Origin of the sequence: Streptomyces sp. NPDC058985, assembly GCF_042740985.1 — a bacterium.
Classification (GTDB): Bacteria; Actinomycetota; Actinomycetes; order Streptomycetales; family Streptomycetaceae; genus Streptomyces.
The window spans coordinates 1-15151 of record NZ_JBHYJX010000026.1 but is presented as its reverse complement, the minus strand read 5'-3'; the positions used below and the strand labels follow the sequence as shown (position 1 = coordinate 15151).

14 protein-coding genes are annotated in these 15151 nt (G+C 70.9%); 2 read left to right on the top strand and 12 right to left on the bottom strand.

Translation table 11 applies throughout. From position 1 onward, the window contains the following. Positions 1 to 4: 4 nt before the first annotated feature. Positions 5 to 499, bottom strand: coding sequence for an NUDIX hydrolase (locus ACFW01_RS22540; RefSeq protein ID WP_234956725.1), 495 nt, complete (start codon positions 497 to 499; stop codon positions 5 to 7). Positions 500 to 682: 183 nt separating this feature from the next. Between ACFW01_RS22540 and ACFW01_RS22535 the strand changes: the two genes are divergently transcribed. Continuing rightward, the gene (locus tag ACFW01_RS22535; protein ID WP_384506075.1) at positions 683 to 1807 is read left to right on the top strand and encodes a glycerate kinase; all 1125 of its coding nucleotides are present in this window, start codon (positions 683 to 685) and stop codon (positions 1805 to 1807) included. 183 nt (positions 1808 to 1990) lie between these two features. Here the strand turns inward: ACFW01_RS22535 and pssA are convergent, their stop codons facing one another. From pssA to ACFW01_RS22490, 9 genes are all read right to left on the bottom strand, one after another. Then, positions 1991 to 2806 (bottom strand): CDP-diacylglycerol--serine O-phosphatidyltransferase, encoded by an 816-nt coding sequence (gene pssA / locus ACFW01_RS22530; protein WP_122618910.1) that lies wholly within the window; start codon positions 2804 to 2806, stop codon positions 1991 to 1993. Positions 2807 to 2828: 22 nt separating this feature from the next. Next, positions 2829 to 3485, bottom strand: coding sequence for a phosphatidylserine decarboxylase (locus ACFW01_RS22525; protein ID WP_234956726.1), 657 nt, complete (start codon positions 3483 to 3485; stop codon positions 2829 to 2831). 170 nt (positions 3486 to 3655) lie between these two features. Next, positions 3656 to 4861, bottom strand: a complete 1206-nt coding sequence (locus ACFW01_RS22520; protein ID WP_234956727.1) for an acyl-CoA dehydrogenase family protein — start codon at positions 4859 to 4861, stop codon at positions 3656 to 3658. After that, on the bottom strand, positions 4862 to 5374 hold the full coding sequence (locus tag ACFW01_RS22515; RefSeq protein WP_234956728.1) for a MaoC family dehydratase: 513 nt from the start codon (positions 5372 to 5374) through the stop codon (positions 4862 to 4864). It lies immediately after the preceding gene. Between the two features lie 5 nt (positions 5375 to 5379). Then, on the bottom strand, positions 5380 to 6342 hold the full coding sequence (locus ACFW01_RS22510) for a CoA ester lyase (protein WP_355825433.1): 963 nt from the start codon (positions 6340 to 6342) through the stop codon (positions 5380 to 5382). After that, the gene (locus ACFW01_RS22505) at positions 6339 to 8366 is read right to left on the bottom strand and encodes a protein meaA (RefSeq protein WP_234956730.1); all 2028 of its coding nucleotides are present in this window, start codon (positions 8364 to 8366) and stop codon (positions 6339 to 6341) included. The genes ACFW01_RS22510 and ACFW01_RS22505 overlap by 4 nt, the downstream gene beginning before the upstream one ends. 10 nt (positions 8367 to 8376) lie before the next feature. Beyond that, complete coding sequence (gene ccrA, locus ACFW01_RS22500; protein ID WP_234956969.1) at positions 8377 to 9714, bottom strand: crotonyl-CoA carboxylase/reductase; 1338 nt, start codon at positions 9712 to 9714, stop codon at positions 8377 to 8379. 385 nt (positions 9715 to 10099) lie between these two features. Further along, on the bottom strand, positions 10100 to 10915 hold the full coding sequence (locus tag ACFW01_RS22495) for a TetR family transcriptional regulator (RefSeq protein WP_234956731.1): 816 nt from the start codon (positions 10913 to 10915) through the stop codon (positions 10100 to 10102). 136 nt (positions 10916 to 11051) lie between these two features. Next, positions 11052 to 12857: a 3-hydroxyacyl-CoA dehydrogenase family protein gene (locus tag ACFW01_RS22490; RefSeq protein ID WP_384505962.1), complete on the bottom strand. Its 1806-nt coding sequence runs from the start codon at positions 12855 to 12857 to the stop codon at positions 11052 to 11054. A 383-nt stretch (positions 12858 to 13240) separates the two neighbouring features. On the opposite strand from ACFW01_RS22490, the gene ACFW01_RS22485 reads away from it, so the two are divergent. Further along, complete coding sequence (locus ACFW01_RS22485; protein ID WP_384505959.1) at positions 13241 to 13834, top strand: adenylosuccinate lyase; 594 nt, start codon at positions 13241 to 13243, stop codon at positions 13832 to 13834. 4 nt (positions 13835 to 13838) lie between these two features. Here ACFW01_RS22485 and ACFW01_RS22480 read toward each other — a convergent pair whose 3' ends face one another. After that, on the bottom strand, positions 13839 to 14363 hold the full coding sequence (locus ACFW01_RS22480; protein ID WP_384506071.1) for a GNAT family N-acetyltransferase: 525 nt from the start codon (positions 14361 to 14363) through the stop codon (positions 13839 to 13841). Between the two features lie 20 nt (positions 14364 to 14383). Next, positions 14384 to 14782 carry a RidA family protein gene (locus tag ACFW01_RS22475; protein ID WP_234956734.1) on the bottom strand — a complete coding sequence of 133 codons (399 nt, stop codon included), beginning with the start codon at positions 14780 to 14782 and terminating at the stop codon, positions 14384 to 14386. Positions 14783 to 15151: the final 369 nt, after the last annotated feature.

Below are 15151 nucleotides of genomic sequence, written 5' to 3'. Positions count from 1 at the left end.
ACGGTTATCGGCCGACCCTGACGCCGTTCTCCAGCTCCGCCGGGCCGGTCCCGTCCGCCAGTGCGTCCAGCGCGGCCAGGACCCGGCCGTGCAGTGCCCCGAGCAGATGGGTGCCCAGTTCGCCGCGCTCCACCAGCCGCCACGACAGCAGTTCCTCCTCCTGGAGCCTGATCGCCTTCAGGTCAACCTCGGAGAGCACCCCGCCGTCGTACAGGTACGCCACGATCGGCGGGCGGCCCGTCCCGCCCACCCAGTCCACCGCGAGCAGCCGGCCGAGCCGGACGTCGAGACCGATCTCCTCCAGGGTCTCCCGCCAGGCGCCCTGCCGCGGGGTCTCCCCGTCGTCGGACTCGATCGTCCCGCCGGGCAGCGCCCATCCCTCGCGGTAGTTCGGCTCGACGAGCAGCACCCGTCCCCCGGCGTCCCGGAAGAGCGCGGCGGCACCGGCGAGGACCCGGGGGAGACCGGCGATGTAGGTGGCGTAGTCAGGAGTGGTCATCCCGAAAGCGTAGCGAGAGCCGGCCCCGCCCCCGGCGCGGTCGTTCCAGGGTGCGGGCAGGGCATGACGACGCGGGTGTCCTCCGGTTATGGTCGCAGCGGCGCGACTGCCTTGACGTGCGCAAGGCTCGGAGAGCAAGGGGAGATCAAGGTGGCTGACGCTGCTGTGGACGGGGCCCGTCGGGTGCTCGTCGCCGCGGACAAGTTCAAGGGGTCGCTGACGGCCGTGGAGGTCGCCGAGCGGGTGACGGCCGGGCTGCGCCGTGTCGTGCCGGACGTCCGGGTCGAGGCGCTGCCCGTGGCCGACGGCGGCGACGGCACCGTGGCCGCGGCGGTCGCGGCCGGGTTCGAGCGCCGTGAGGTGCGGGTCGCCGGGCCCCTCGGTGACGAGGTGACGGCGGCGTTCGCGCTGCGCGAGGACACCGCGGTCGTGGAGATGGCCGAGGCCAGCGGCTTGCAGCGGCTGCCCGAGGGCGTTCTCGCGCCGCTGACCGCGTCCACGTACGGTTCGGGCGAGCTGCTGCGGGCCGCGCTGGACGCGGGGGCCCGGACGATCGTGTTCGGCGTCGGCGGCAGTGCGACCACGGATGGCGGTGCCGGGATGCTCGCCGCGCTGGGCGCGCGGTTCCTGGACGCGGACGGCGAGCCGGTCGCGCCGGGCGGGGGCGGTCTCGCCTCGCTGGCCTCGGCCGACCTGTCCGACCTCGACCCGCGGCTCTCCGGCGTCGAGCTGGTGCTCGCGAGCGACGTCGACAATCCGCTGACCGGGCCGAAGGGTGCCCCGGCGGTCTACGGCCCGCAGAAGGGCGCCTCGCCGGAGGACGTGGCGGCCCTGGACGCGGCCCTCACGCACTTCGCGAAGGTGCTGGCCCAGGCGGAGAGCGTGGGCGCGCGGGGCGCCGAGTACGCGGCGTCGCCGGGGGCCGGTGCGGCGGGCGGCATCGGATACGGTGCGCTGCTCCTCGGGGCGCGGTTCCGGCCCGGCATCGAGGTGATGCTGGACGTGCTGGGCTTCGCGCCGGCGCTGGAGCGGGCCGACCTCGTGGTCACGGGCGAGGGCTCGCTGGACGAGCAGACCCTGCACGGCAAGGCCCCTGCGGGCGTCGCGGCGGCGGCGCGGGCCGCGGGCAAGGAGGTCGTCGCGGTGTGCGGGCGGCTGGCGCTGCCGGCGGAGGCGCTGGGGCGGGCCGGTATCCGCCGGGCATACCCGCTGACGGCCGTGGAGCCGGACGTGGAGAAGTGCATCGCCGAGGCGGGGCCGATCCTGGAGCGGGTGGCGGAGGGCATCGCCCGGGACTTCCTGAGCTGATCCCGCCGCTCGCCGGAGGGGGCTGTTGCGGTCCCTTCCATCCCACCGAGTCGGGTGGTGGGTGGGCATAGGCCCGGGGGGCTGGGGGCGGAGCCCCCAGCGAGGGCGACAGCAGCGCCGGGCCCGGCAAAAGCGAGGGCCCCGGACCAACCCGGTCCGGGGCCCACTCAAGCCAGCGCAGCGCTACGGCTGAGCCGCCCGCGCCTCCCGCCGATTGTCACGGAAGTTGTTCACCCGCCGCGCCGTCGCGAACAGCGGGATCACCGCCCCCATCACCAGCTGCAACGCGCATCCCGTCTGCAGCAGCAGCTGCCCGCTCGGCGCGTCGAACGCCCACGCGGCCAGCAGCCCCATCGACAGCACGATCCACGACAGCATGGCCACCGCGAGGCGCCCCCGCGGCTTCGGGTACTCCACCCGGCTCACCATCAGCCACGCCGTCCCGATGATCGCGAGGAGCGTCGCCACGAACGGCAGCTCCAGCAGGACGATCGACACCACCGTCAGCGCCCCGAACGGGGACGGCATGCCCTGGAAGGTGCCGTCCTTGACGGTGACGCAGGAGAACCGCGCGAGCCGCAGCACCACCGCCAGCAGCACCACGATCGCCCCCACCGCCGCCACTCGCTGGTAGGCGTCGTCCGCGACCATGCCGTAGACGAGGACGAAGTACGCCGGCGCCAGCCCGAAGCTGATCAGGTCGGAGAGGTTGTCCAGCTCCGCGCCCATGGGCGACGACCGCAGCTTGCGGGCCACGAGGCCGTCGCACAGGTCGAAGATCGCCGCGCACAGCATCAGGATGACCGCGGTGGCCGCGCTGTGCCGGGCCATGCCCGACTCGTCGCTGCCCATGAGGTGCGGGATGAGGATCCCGGTGGTGGTGAAGTACACCGCCATGAACCCGCACGTGGCGTTGCCGAGGGTGAGGGTGTCCGCTATCGACAGACGGAGCGAGAGAGGCATCTCCTCCTCTTCGTCCATCTCGTCGGCCTCGGGCACCCATCCGGCCTGCGTCTGTGGATCAATCACGGTCAATTCGAGTCACCCCAGCCACCGTCTTCTGACCCACTTCGACATCGACCTCCACACCCTCGGGCAGGTACAGGTCGACGCGCGAGCCGAAGCGGATCAGACCGACCCGGTCGCCCTGCTCGACCTTGGTGCCCTGCGGCACGTAGGGGACGATGCGGCGGGCCACCGCGCCGGCGATCTGGATCATCTCGATGTCGCCCAGCTCGGTGTCGAAGTGCCACACGACGCGCTCGTTGTTCTCGCTCTCCTTGTTGAAAGCGGGAACGAAGCCGCCCGGTACGTGCTCGACCGAGGTGACCGTGCCCGACAGCGGGGCGCGGTTCACGTGGACGTTGAGCGGGCTCATGAAGATCGCGACGCGGGTACGGCCGTCCTTCCACGGCATGATGCTCTGCACCACACCGTCGGCGGGCGAGACGACCCGGCCCTGGGTGATCTCGCGCTCGGGGTCGCGGAAGAACCACAGCATCCCGGCCGCGAGCGCGGTGGCGGGGACGGCGACGGCCTTGGCCGCGCCGGAGCGGCGGGCGCGCAGGAGGCTGACGGCTGCGGTGGCGACGGTCGGCAGAAGCCACGGCGATGCTCCGCGCGCGAGGCGTACGCCGGCGAGGCTGTCGCGAGGTGCAGAGGTTTGGCTGTGGGGCATGGATGACCTTCGTAGCGGATGATGCCGCACACTGACGGGGGACGGCGGCTTTCCGGCGATCGTAGCGGCTCTCAGCCGCAACTGGGTAAGCCAGGAAGCCGAGTCGGCGGCCGAACACTGCCTACGGGGTGTGACCTTGTTCTCCAAGAAAACACCCCGTATCCGGACATCTAACCCTGGAATCGATACTCTTCGAGCAGTCGGCGGCCGATGATCATTTTCTGGATCTCGGCGGTGCCTTCACCGATCAGGAGCATCGGAGCCTCGCGGTAGAGGCGCTCGATCTCGTACTCCTTGGAGAAGCCGTACCCGCCGTGGATCCGGAAGGCGTCCTCCACGACCTCTTTGCAGTACTCGGATGCGAGGTACTTGGCCATACCCGCTTCCAGGTCGTTTCGTTCGCCCGAGTCCTTTTTGCGTGCAGCGTTCACCATCATCGCATGCGCCGCCTCCACCTTGGTAGCCATCTCGGCCAGCTTGAACTGAATGGCCTGGTGCTGGGCGATCTGCTTGCCGAAAGTGTGGCGCTGCTGGGCGTACTGGATGCCGAGTTCGAAGGCACGCTGAGCGACGCCGCAACCACGCGCCGCCACATTGACGCGGCCGACCTCGACGCCGTCCATCATTTGGTAAAAACCTCGCCCGGTGACGCCGCCGAGCACCCGATCGGCCGGAATGCGCAGGCCGTCCATGATGAGCTCGGTGGTGTCGACGCCCTTGTAGCCCATCTTGTCGATCTTGCCGGGGATGGTGAGGCCGGGGCGGACCTCGCCGAATCCGGGCTCCTTCTCCACCAGGAAGGTCGTCATCGACTTGTGGGCTGCGGTTCCCTCGGGGTGACCCTCGTCACTTTTCACGAGAACGGCCACCAGCGACGACGTACCGCCGTTCGTGAGCCACATCTTCTGGCCGTTCAGGACGTACTCGTCGCCGTCCCGCACCGCCTTCGAGGAGATGGCCGACACGTCGGAACCGAGCGCCGGTTCGGACATCGAGAAGGCGCCGCGGATGTCGCCCGCGGCCATCCGGGGCAGGAAGTGGTCCTTCTGCTCCTGGGTGCCGTGCTGCTTGAGCATGTACGCCACGATGAAGTGCGTGTTGATGATGCCGGACACCGACATCCAGCCCCGGGCGATCTCCTCCACGCACAGCGCGTAGGTGAGGAGCGACTCGCCCAGGCCCCCGTACTCCTCCGGAATCATCAGCCCGAACAGGCCGAGCTCCTTGAGCCCGTCGACGATGTCCTGCGGGTACTCGTCCCGGTGCTCCAGCTCCGTCGCGACCGGGATGATCTCCTTGTCCACGAAGTCCCGGACGGTGGAGAGGATCTCCGTCTGCACGTCCGTCAGGCCGTGGGTCTGGGCGAGGCGGCTCATCTACTTCCCCTGTTCCTTCAGGTCGGGGCGGCCCGGCTGCTCGCCGCCGCGCTCCTTGATGTACGTCTCGGTGGGCACCATCACCTTGCGGCGGAAGACGCAGACCAGTGTGCCGTCCTGCTTGTAGCCCTTGGTCTCCACGTGCACGATGCCCCGGTCGTCCTTCGACTTCGACGGCCATTTGTCGAGCACGGTCGTCTGGCCGTAGAGCGTGTCGCCGTGGAAGGTCGGCGCCACGTGCTTCAACGACTCGATCTCCAGGTTGGCGATCGCCTTGCCGGAGACGTCCGGGACGGACATGCCGAGCAGGAGCGAGTAGATGTAGTTGCCCACCACCACGTTCTTGCCGAAGTCCGTCGTCTGCTCGGCGTAGTTCGCGTCCATGTGCAGGGGGTGGTGGTTCATGGTGAGGAGACAGAACAGGTGGTCGTCGTACTCGGTGACCGTCTTGCCCGGCCAGTGCTTGTACACCGCCCCGACCTCGAACTCCTCGTAGGTCCGTCCGAACTGCATGGCCGTCACGCCTCCGGGATCTCGAACGTGCTGGTGCGCTTCATGCCGGCGGCGCGGCCCTTGCCGGAGACGACCAGGGCCATCTTGCGGCTGGCCTCGTCGATCATCTCGTCGCCGAGCATCGCGGAGCCCTTCTTGCCGCCCGCCTCGGACGTGTAGTAGTCGTACGCGTCCAGGATCAGCTCGGCGTGGTCGTAGTCCTCCTGGGAGGGCGAGAAGATCTCGTTGGACGCCTCGACCTGCCCGGGGTGCAGCACCCACTTGCCGTCGAAGCCGAGGGCGGCGGCGCGCTGCGCGACCTCGCGGTAGCCGTCGACGTTGCGGATCTGGAGGTAGGGGCCGTCGATCGCCTGGAGGTTGTTGGCGCGGGCGGCCATCAGAATCTTCATCAGGATGTAGTGGTAGGCGTCCGCCGGGTAGCCGGGCGGCTGCTCGCCCACCACGAGGGACTTCATGTTGATGGACGCCATGAAGTCGGCCGGGCCGAAGATGATGGTCTCGACGCGCGGGGAGGCCTGCGCGATCTCGTTGACGTTGTTCAGGCCCTGGGCGTTCTCGATCTGCGCCTCGATGCCGATGCGGCCGACCTCGAAGCCCATCGTCTTCTCGATCTGCGTGAGCAGCAGGTCGAGGGCGACCACCTGCTGGGCGTCCTGCACCTTGGGCAGCATGATGCAGTCCAGGTTCGGGCCCGCGCCCTCCACCACCGTCACGACGTCGCGGTACGTCCACTCGGTCGTCCAGTCGTTGACCCGCACGACGCGGGTCTTTCCGGTCCAGTCGCCCTCGTTGAGGAACTTGACGATGGTGTGCCGCGCCTCCGGCTTGGCGAGCGGCGCGCAGGCGTCCTCCAGGTCGAGGAAGACCTGGTCGGCGGGGAGGCCCTGAGCCTTCTCCAGGAAGCGGGGGTTGCTTCCCGGTACCGCCAGACAGCTACGGCGGGGGCGAAGGCGGTTGACGGTCGTCATGCGGGGACCTCCAGGGGGTCGAGCTTGTTCGCGTGCCGGATCTCGTCGACGATCCGGCCGATGATTCCGGTGATGTCGAAGTCCTTCGGGGTGAAGACCGCGGCCACTCCGGCGGCCCGCAGCGCTTCGGCATCACCGTTGGGGATGATGCCACCGGCGATCACCGGTATATCCGTGGCACCGGCCACACGGAGGCGGTCCAGCACGTCGGGGACGAGCTGGGCGTGCGACCCGGACAGGATGGACAGGCCCACCGCGTGCACGTCCTCGGCGAGGGCGGCGTCCACGATCTGCTCCGGGGTCAGCCGGATGCCCTGGTAGACCACTTCGAACCCGGCGTCGCGGGCCCGCACCGCGATCTGCTCGGCGCCGTTGGAGTGGCCGTCGAGGCCGGGCTTGCCGACCAGGAAGCGCAGTTTGCCCACTCCGAGGTCCTTGGCCGTCAGTTCCACCTTGCGGCGCACACCGGCCATCGCCGATCCCTCCTCGGCGGCGACGGCGACCGGAGCCGAGGAGACCCCGGTCGGTGCCCGGAACTCGCCGAAGACCTCGCGCAGCGCCCCGGCCCACTCACCGGTCGTGACGCCGGCGCGGGCGCACTCCAGGGTGGCCTCCATCAGGTTGTCGGTGCCCTTGGCGGCCTCCTTCAGTTTCTCCAGCGCCTTGCAGGGGCGCGGGTGGTTGAAGGGCGGCTGGTAGCGGGTGTCCCGCCAGTTCAGGAGCGAGGCGACGACCCGTGCCTCGACCGCCGGGTCGACGGTCTGGATCGCGGTGTCCAGGTCGGCGGTGAGCGGGTTCGGCTCGGTGCCCTCGAAGGCGTTGACGCCGATGATCTTCTCCTCGCCCGACTCGATCCGGGCGCGGCGCTCGGCGTGCGAGGAGACCAGCTGGGACTTGAGGTAGCCGGACTCGACGGCGGCCATGGCGCCGCCCATCTCCTCGATGCGCTCCATCTCCGCGAGCGACTCCTCGACCAGCTCGTCCACCTTCGCCCCGACCACCGTCGAGCCCTCGAAGAGGTCGCCGTACTCCAGCAGGTCGCTCTCGTACGCCAGCACCTGCTGGATGCGCAGCGACCACTGCTGGTCCCACGGCCGGGGCAGGCCCAGTGCCTCGTTCCAGGCCGGCAGCTGCACGGCACGCGCGCGTGCGTCCTTGGAGAGGGTGACCGCCAGCATCTCCAGGACGATCCGCTGGACGTTGTTCTCCGGCTGGGCCTCCGTCAGGCCCAGGGAGTTGACCTGGACGCCGTAGCGGAAACGGCGGTGCTTGGGGTTCTCGATGCCGTACCGCTCCCGGGTGACGCGGTCCCAGATGCGGCCGAAGGCGCGCATCTTGCACATCTCCTCGACGAAGCGGACGCCCGCGTTCACGAAGAACGAGATGCGGCCGACGACGTCCCCCATGCGCTCCTGCGGCACCTGGCCGCTGTCACGCACGGCGTCCAGGACGGCGATCGCGGTGGACATCGCGTACGCGATCTCCTGCACCGGCGTGGCGCCCGCCTCCTGCAGGTGGTAGCTGCAGATGTTGATCGGGTTCCACTTCGGGATGTGGGAGACCGTGTAGGCGATCATGTCCGTCGTCAGGCGGAGCGAGGGCCCCGGCGGAAAGACGTGCGTGCCCCGGGAGAGGTACTCCTTGACGATGTCGTTCTGGGTCGTGCCCTGGAGCTTGGTGATGTCCACCCCCTGCTCCTCGGCGACGACCTGGTAGAGCGCCAGCAGCCACATGGCCGTGGCGTTGATGGTCATCGAGGTGTTCATCTGGTCCAGGGGTATGTCCTGGAACAGCCGGCGCATGTCGCCGAGGTGCGCCACCGGCACGCCGACCCGGCCCACCTCGCCGCGGGCGAGGATGTGGTCGGAGTCGTAGCCGGTCTGGGTCGGCAGGTCGAACGCGACCGACAGACCCGTCTGGCCCTTGGCGAGGTTGCGCCGGTACAGCTCGTTGGACGCCTCGGCCGTGGAGTGACCGGCGTAGGTGCGCATCAGCCACGGCCGGTCCTTCTGACGCTCGGTCATGCGGCGCTCCTCAGATGTTCCGGAAGCGGTTGATGGCGTCGACGTGCTTGGCGCGCATCTCCTCGTCGCGCACGCCCAGGCCTTCCTCGGGGGCGAGGCAGAGCACGCCGACCTTGCCCTGGTGGGCGTTGCGGTGGACGTCGTGGGCGGCCTGGCCGGTCTCCTCCAGGGCGTACACCTTGGAGAGGGTGGGGTGGATCTTGCCCTTGGCGATGAGGCGGTTGGCCTCCCAGGCCTCGCGGTAGTTGGCGAAGTGGGAGCCGATGATGCGCTTCAGGGACATCCACAGGTAGCGGTTGTCGTACTCGTGCATGTAGCCCGAGGTCGAGGCGCAGGTGGTGATGGTGCCGCCCTTGCGGGTGACGAAGACGCTCGCGCCGAAGGTCTCGCGGCCGGGGTGCTCGAAGACGATGTCGATGTCCTCGCCGCCGGTGAACTCGCGGATGCGCTTGCCGAAGCGCTTCCACTCCCTGGGGTCCTGGGTGCGCTCGTCCTTCCAGAACTTGTACCCCTCGGCGTTGCGGTCGATGATCGCCTCGGCGCCCATCGAGCGGCAGATGTCCGCCTTCTGCTCGCTGGAGACGACGCAGACCGGGTTGGCGCCGCCGGCCAGCGCGAACTGGGTGGCGTACGAGCCGAGGCCGCCGCTGGCGCCCCAGATGAGCACGTTGTCGCCCTGCTTCATGCCGGCGCCGTTGCGGGAGACCAGCTGGCGGTAGGCGGTGGAGTTGACCAGGCCCGGTGCCGCGGCCTCCTCCCAGCTGAGGTGGTCCGGCTTGGGCATCAGCTGGTTGGACTTGACCAGCGCGATCTCGGCGAGGCCGCCGAAGTTGGTCTCGAAGCCCCAGATGCGCTGCTCGGGGTCGAGCATCGTGTCGTTGTGGCCGTCGGAGGACTCCAGCTCGACGGAGAGGCAGTGCGCGACGACCTCGTCGCCGGGGTGCCAGGAGTTGACGCCGGGGCCGGTGCGCAGCACGACGCCCGCGAGGTCGGAGCCGATGATGTGGTACGGCAGGTCGTGGCGCTTGGCCAGGTCGCTGGTGCGGCCGTAGCGCTCCAGGAAGCCGAAGGTCGACAGCGGCTCGAAGATCGAGGTCCACACCGAGTTGTAGTTGACCGAGGAGGCCATGACGGCCACCAGGGCCTCACCCGGACCCAGCTCCGGCAGCGCCACCTCGTCGAGGTGGATCGACTTGCGCGGGTCCTTGTCGCGGGTTTCGAGGCCCGCGAACATCTCGGTCTCGTCCTTGTGCACGGTGATCGCGCGGTACGACTCGGGGAGCGGCAGGGCGGCGAAGTCGTCCGGCGTGGAGTCGGCCGACTGGATCGCGGCCAGGATGTCCTTCATGGTCACGGTGTTGCCTCCGGCGTCGAGCGCCCTGAGGGAGGGGCGCTGAGGGTTACGTCGGTGCTGCTGAGGGTCGGGTGAGGGGTGCCGTCGGTTCGGCGGGTGTGGTGCTGCGGCGGCGCTTTGTGGCGCGGAGGGTGCCTGTGACGCAGGCGCCGGGCACGCGGGCGATGGCTCGCGGGGACAGCCCGGACACCTTCAACGTATGGCACCGCGTGTCACCCCGCAAGGCACTCGGTGCCAGAACTTGCTCTCAGATGAAATCTTTACGCGACAGATGAGCGATGATCGATCGAACGGGGGTCGCGAGAGGCGGGAAAAGGGGCGTTGACATGCAAAAACGGCCACCCGAAGGGTGGCCGTCGTCACAGGGGGAAGGGTGGGCTCAGTGCTCCTTGAGGGCCTGTTCGATGGTCCGCATGACCTCGTGCAGCGGCGCGTCGGTGCGCGCCACCGTCACCAGCACGTCGCCGTGCACCGAGGCCGAGGCACCCTCCGGGCGCCCCGTGGAGGCCGTACCGCGCCCCGCGCCGATGCCCGTCCCGAACGTCTTGCGGACGATCGCGAAGGCGTGGTCGAGCTGCGCCTCGACGTCGCCCTGCCCGCCCGCCCGCAGCCAGCGCCGGAGCACGTGGTTGTGCGCGGTGACCACGGCCGACGCGGCCACCTCCGCCAGCAGCGGGTCGTCGTTGGCGTCGTCGTCGTGCGCGTGCTCGTCGAAGTGGCCGAGCAGATAGCGGGTGAACAGGCGCTCGTAGCGGGCCACCGACGCGATCTCCGCCTCGCGCAGGGTGGGCACCTCGCGCGTCAGCTTGTAGCGGGCGACCGAGATCTCCGGCCGCGCCGCGTACATCTTCATGACCTCCTTGATGCCGCGGCACACCGTGTCGAGCGGATGCTCGTGCGCCGGCGCCGCGTTGAGGACCGACTCGGCGCGCACCAGGGTGTCGTCGTGGTCCGGGAAGATCGCCTCTTCCTTGGAGCGGAAGTGGCGGAAGAAGGTGCGGCGGGCGACCCCGGCCTGGGCCGCGATCTCGTCGACGGTGGTCGCCTCGTACCCCTTGGCCGCGAACAGCTCCATGGCCGCCGCCGCCAGTTCCCGGCGCATTTTGAGCCGCTGGGCGGCGGCGCGGCTGCCGGCCGCGCTCTCCGTCGCGTCGGGCGTGGCTGGTGTACGTGAGGACCTGGCGGGCTGGGGCATGACCCGAACGTACTGCATGTGTGCGCAATCATGCGCGTGACCGGGGATCTCCCCGCCCGCGGAGGGCGGGGGAGACCCGGCCGGATCGAGCAGCCCGCCCCAGTCCTCCGGTGACCGGAACCAGTCGCCCGGACGCTCAGCGGCGGGCATGCTCGCGGAAGCCGCGGCCCGTCTTGCGGCCGAGGCAGCCCGCGGCCACCAGGTGCTCCAGCAACGGCGCCGGGGCCAGGCCCGGATCGCGGAACTCGCGGTGCAGGACCTTCTCGATGGCCAGCGAGACGTCCAGACCGACCACGTCGAGCAGCTCGAAGGGGCCCATCGGGTAGCCGCCGCCCAGCTTCATCGCGGCGTCGATGTCGTCGAGCGTCGCGTAGTGCTCCTGCACCATCTTGACCGCGTTGTTCAGGTACGGGAACAGCAGCGCGTTCACGATGAACCCGGCCCGGTCGCCGCAGTCCACGGCGTGCTTGCGGATCTTCGCGCAGACCTCGCGGACGGTGGCGTGGACGTCGTCCGCCGTGAGCACCGTGCGGACCACCTCGACCAGCTTCATGGCCGGGGCCGGGTTGAAGAAGTGCATGCCGATCACGTCCTGCGGGCGCGAGGTGGCGCGGGCGCAGGCGACGACGGGCAGCGAGGAGGTGGTGGTGGCCAGCACCGCGCCGGGCTTGCAGACCTTGTCCAGCGTGGCGAACAGCTGCCGCTTCACCTCCAGGTCCTCGGCCACCGCCTCCACGGCCAGGTCGACGTCGGCGAAGTCGTCGTAGGCCCCCGTCGGCGCGATCCGCTCAAGCGTCCGCGCGGCGTCCTCGGCGCTCATCCGCCCCTTGTCGACCGAGCGGGCCAGCGACTTGCCGACCCGGGCCTTGGCGGTCTGCGCCTTCTCCGCGCTGCGGGCGGCGAGCACGACCTCGTACCCGGCCTTGGCGAACACCTCCGCGATGCCGGACGCCATCGTGCCCGACCCGGCGACGCCCACCGCGCGCACCGGGTGGCCGGCCACGGGGGTGGCGTCCGGGCGCGGGGTCAGGGCGTCCGGCACCACGACCGCGCTGCCGGGCGCCTCGTAGGTGTAGAAACCGCGCCCCGCCTTGCGGCCCGTCAGGCCCGCCTCGCTGAGCTGCCTGAGGATCGGGGCGGGGGCGTGCAGCCGGTCGTGCGAGGCGGCGTACATGGCCTCCAGGACCGTGCGCGCGGTGTCCACGCCGACCAGGTCCAGCAGCGCCAGCGGCCCCATCGGCAGACCGCAGCCGAGGCGCATCGCGGCGTCGATGTCCTCCCGCGAGGCGTAGTTCGCCTCGTACATGGCCGCGGCCTGGTTGAGGTAGCCGAACAGCAGGCCGTCGGCGACGAACCCGGGCCGGTCGCCGACCGCCACGGGCTCCTTGCCGAGGTCCAGGGCGAGATCGGTGACCGCCGTGACGGCGGCCGGCGCGGTCAGCACCGAGGAGACGACCTCGACCAGCTTCATCGCCGGGGCCGGGTTGAAGAAGTGCAGGCCGAGCACCCGCTCCGGACGGGAGGACTCGGCGGCCAGCCGCGTCACCGACAGGGCGTTGGTGCCGGTCGCCAGGATCGTCTCCGGACGCACGATCCCGTCCAGCTCCCTGAAGACCTGCTGCTTGACCTCGTACGACTCCGGGACCACCTCGATCACCAGGTCGGCGTCGGCCGCCGCGCGCAGGTCGGTGGCGGTGCGGACGCGGGCGAGGGCGTCGGCGCGCTCCTGCTCGGTGAGGCGTCCGCGCTCGACGGCACGGGCGGTGGACGACTCCAGTGCGGCGAGCGCCTTGGCGGCCTGCGCCTCGCTGACGTCGACGCCGACGACGGCGCGGCCGGCCCGGGCCAGGACCTCGGTGATGCCGGTGCCCATGGTGCCGAGGCCGATGACGGCGATGGTCCGGAGCGGGGACAGAGGGGTGTCGGACAGGGGAGTGGCCATCGCGGGACTCCAGGAATGAGGGTGACGACGGAACACGCCCGGACGCGCCGAGGGGCGCGCCGGATGCGTGAAAGAGGAAGGAGTGCGGAGTGCGGGTGTTGCCGGGCTGGGATCGCACACGCCCGGTGCCGTCGCGGAGGCGTGCACACGCCCGCCCGGCGGCTCTCTCCGACCGGCCCTGTCCCGGGGCCGAATCGTCCTGCGGTACCCGTGGTACCGAACCGACTGTTCTCCCGGTGGCCGCGTCACCAGACCACCGTGAGGAGTTGCTGCGAGTGGGTGACCCGCTCGTCTGAGATTAACTCGCGGGTAACGAGCGCGCCAGCCCCCTGTGTTCGTGATGTACGTCCCACCCGCGGGGTGACCCGCCTAACCTCGGTGTCATGGACGAAGAGTTGCGCGTGGTCACGGAGCGCTTACGGGCCGAGGCGGCGACCTCGGGGGTGCCGGGCGCCCCGAGCGCCCACGACCGGCTCGTGGCCACCGGGGACCACGACGAGCTGGCCGCGGTGCTCACCGAGCCCGGACAGCCGCTCTGGGCACGGGAACTGGCCGCCTTCCGGCTCGGCACGGCGGGCGACCGGCGGGCCTTCGAGTCCCTCGTGCTGCTGCTCAACCACCGGGACCCGCCGCGCTGCGCCGCCGCCGCCCATGCCCTGGCCCGCCTCGGCGACCCCCGCACCGCCCGCGCGGCCGCCGCCCTCGCCACCAACGAGCTGCGGGTCGCCTACGCCCTGCACCCGGTGCGGCTGCTGGTCGAACTGCGGGCCCCCGAGGCCGTGCCCGCCCTGATCACCACGCTGCGACGCCGGCTGCGCCCGCACGACCCCCACCGGCGGGTCGCGCTCGCCTGCGTCGAGGGCCTGGGCGCCCTCGGCGACGACCGGGCCGGCCCCGTGCTGAACGACGCCCTCGCCCACCCGGCGCTGGCCCAGGCGGCGGTGCGGGCGCTGGCGCGCATCCCGGGGCAGCGGTGAGCGGTCAGCCGGCAGGCCGGTGCGGCCGTCCGGGAAGGCCGGCGGCGTACCGCACCTCGGGCACCTCGACGCCCTCCACCCGGAAGGGCTCCTCGGCGCCGTCGGGGCCGAAGCCCGCCCGTTCGTAGAAGCGCCGGGCGCGGGCGTTGTCCTTGAGCACCCACAGGAGCATCCGCGGGTGCCCGGCCGCCGCGCACCGGCGCACCGACTCCCGGATCAGGGCCTGCCCGATGCCCGCGCCGAGCCGCTCCGGGTCGACGTAGAGCGCGTACAACTCGGCGTCCCCGGTCGGCCGTTCACCGTCCCGGTAGGGGCCGTGGCAGGCCCAGCCCACGACCTCGCCGCGATCGTTCTCGGCGACCAGGTTCACCACGCCGGCGGGGGCGCCGGCGAACAGGACGCGGCGCCGCTCGGCGTCCCCCGCGGCGTCCATGCCGTCCAGGTACACCTGCGGGACCAGGCCCCGGTAGGCGGTCTGCCAGCCCCGGACGCGGATCAGGGCCACCCGGTCGCAGTCGGCGACCGTCATCTCCCGCACCAGTGGCCCGCTCACGGGGCCACGACCGCGAACGCCTCGATCTCCATCAGGAACTCCGGCCGGACCAGCGCCGCCACCTGCACCGCCGAGGCAGCCGGCAGCCGGTCGCCGGGTATGTGCGCGGCACGCGCGGCGCGGATCGCCTCCATGTGGGCCATGTCCGTGACGAAGTACGTCAGTTTCACCACGTCGTCGAACCCGGCGCCGGCCGCCGACAGGCACCGGCGCAGGTTCTCGAAGACCTGGTGGGCCTGGGCCGCGGGGTCGCCCACGCCGACCGGCCTGCCGTCCTCGTCCAGGGCGAGCTGACCCGAGACGGCCACGAACCGCCCGGTGCCGAGGACGACATGGGTGTACTGGGCGGCGGGCGCGACGCCGTCGGGGGCGTGGATCCTGGTCAGCTCACTCATGCACCCATCGTGGACCATGGCACTGACAACGCCCCCGGCGGGCCGCCGCCCGCGGGGCGCGGACGACAGGGCTAGGCCGTGTCCGCAAAGTCCTGCCTGCCCCGCGGCGTCCGGCACGCACTCTCGCCGCACCGGGCGAAGCCCCGACTACGCCCAGTACGAGGGGCTGCGCCCGGCACTCCCCCAGCCTCCGGCCGGGGGGGACCCCCAGAGCACGCACCGGACGCCGCGGGGCCCGCCCTCCGGGCGGACGGCAGGACTTTGCGGACACGACCTAGTCTTTTGAGTCAGGAATTCTGTTCAGATAGCTGGCGAGGCGTTCGAGGATCTCGTCTGCGGTCTTCGTCCAGACGTAGGGCTTGGGATCGG

Excerpts from the sequence above, each read along its gene's own strand:
- ACFW01_RS22540 (WP_234956725.1), bottom strand. The coding sequence starts at position 499 with ATGACCACTCCTGACTACGCCACCTACATCGCCGGTCTCCCCCGGGTC.
- ACFW01_RS22525 (WP_234956726.1), bottom strand. The coding sequence starts at position 3,485 with ATGCCCCACAGCCAAACCTCTGCACCTCGCGACAGCCTCGCCGGCGTA.
- ACFW01_RS22520 (WP_234956727.1), bottom strand. The coding sequence starts at position 4,861 with ATGAGCCGCCTCGCCCAGACCCACGGCCTGACGGACGTGCAGACGGAG.
- ACFW01_RS22515 (WP_234956728.1), bottom strand. The coding sequence starts at position 5,374 with ATGCAGTTCGGACGGACCTACGAGGAGTTCGAGGTCGGGGCGGTGTAC.
- ACFW01_RS22510 (WP_355825433.1), bottom strand. The coding sequence starts at position 6,342 with ATGACGACCGTCAACCGCCTTCGCCCCCGCCGTAGCTGTCTGGCGGTA.
- ACFW01_RS22505 (WP_234956730.1), bottom strand. The coding sequence starts at position 8,366 with ATGACCGAGCGTCAGAAGGACCGGCCGTGGCTGATGCGCACCTACGCC.
- ccrA (WP_234956969.1), bottom strand. The coding sequence starts at position 9,714 with ATGAAGGACATCCTGGCCGCGATCCAGTCGGCCGACTCCACGCCGGAC.
- ACFW01_RS22495 (WP_234956731.1), bottom strand. The coding sequence starts at position 10,915 with ATGCCCCAGCCCGCCAGGTCCTCACGTACACCAGCCACGCCCGACGCG.
- ACFW01_RS22490 (WP_384505962.1), bottom strand. The coding sequence starts at position 12,857 with ATGGCCACTCCCCTGTCCGACACCCCTCTGTCCCCGCTCCGGACCATC.
- ACFW01_RS22485 (WP_384505959.1), top strand. The coding sequence starts at position 13,241 with ATGGACGAAGAGTTGCGCGTGGTCACGGAGCGCTTACGGGCCGAGGCG.
- ACFW01_RS22480 (WP_384506071.1), bottom strand. The coding sequence starts at position 14,363 with ATGACGGTCGCCGACTGCGACCGGGTGGCCCTGATCCGCGTCCGGGGC.
- ACFW01_RS22475 (WP_234956734.1), bottom strand. The coding sequence starts at position 14,782 with ATGAGTGAGCTGACCAGGATCCACGCCCCCGACGGCGTCGCGCCCGCC.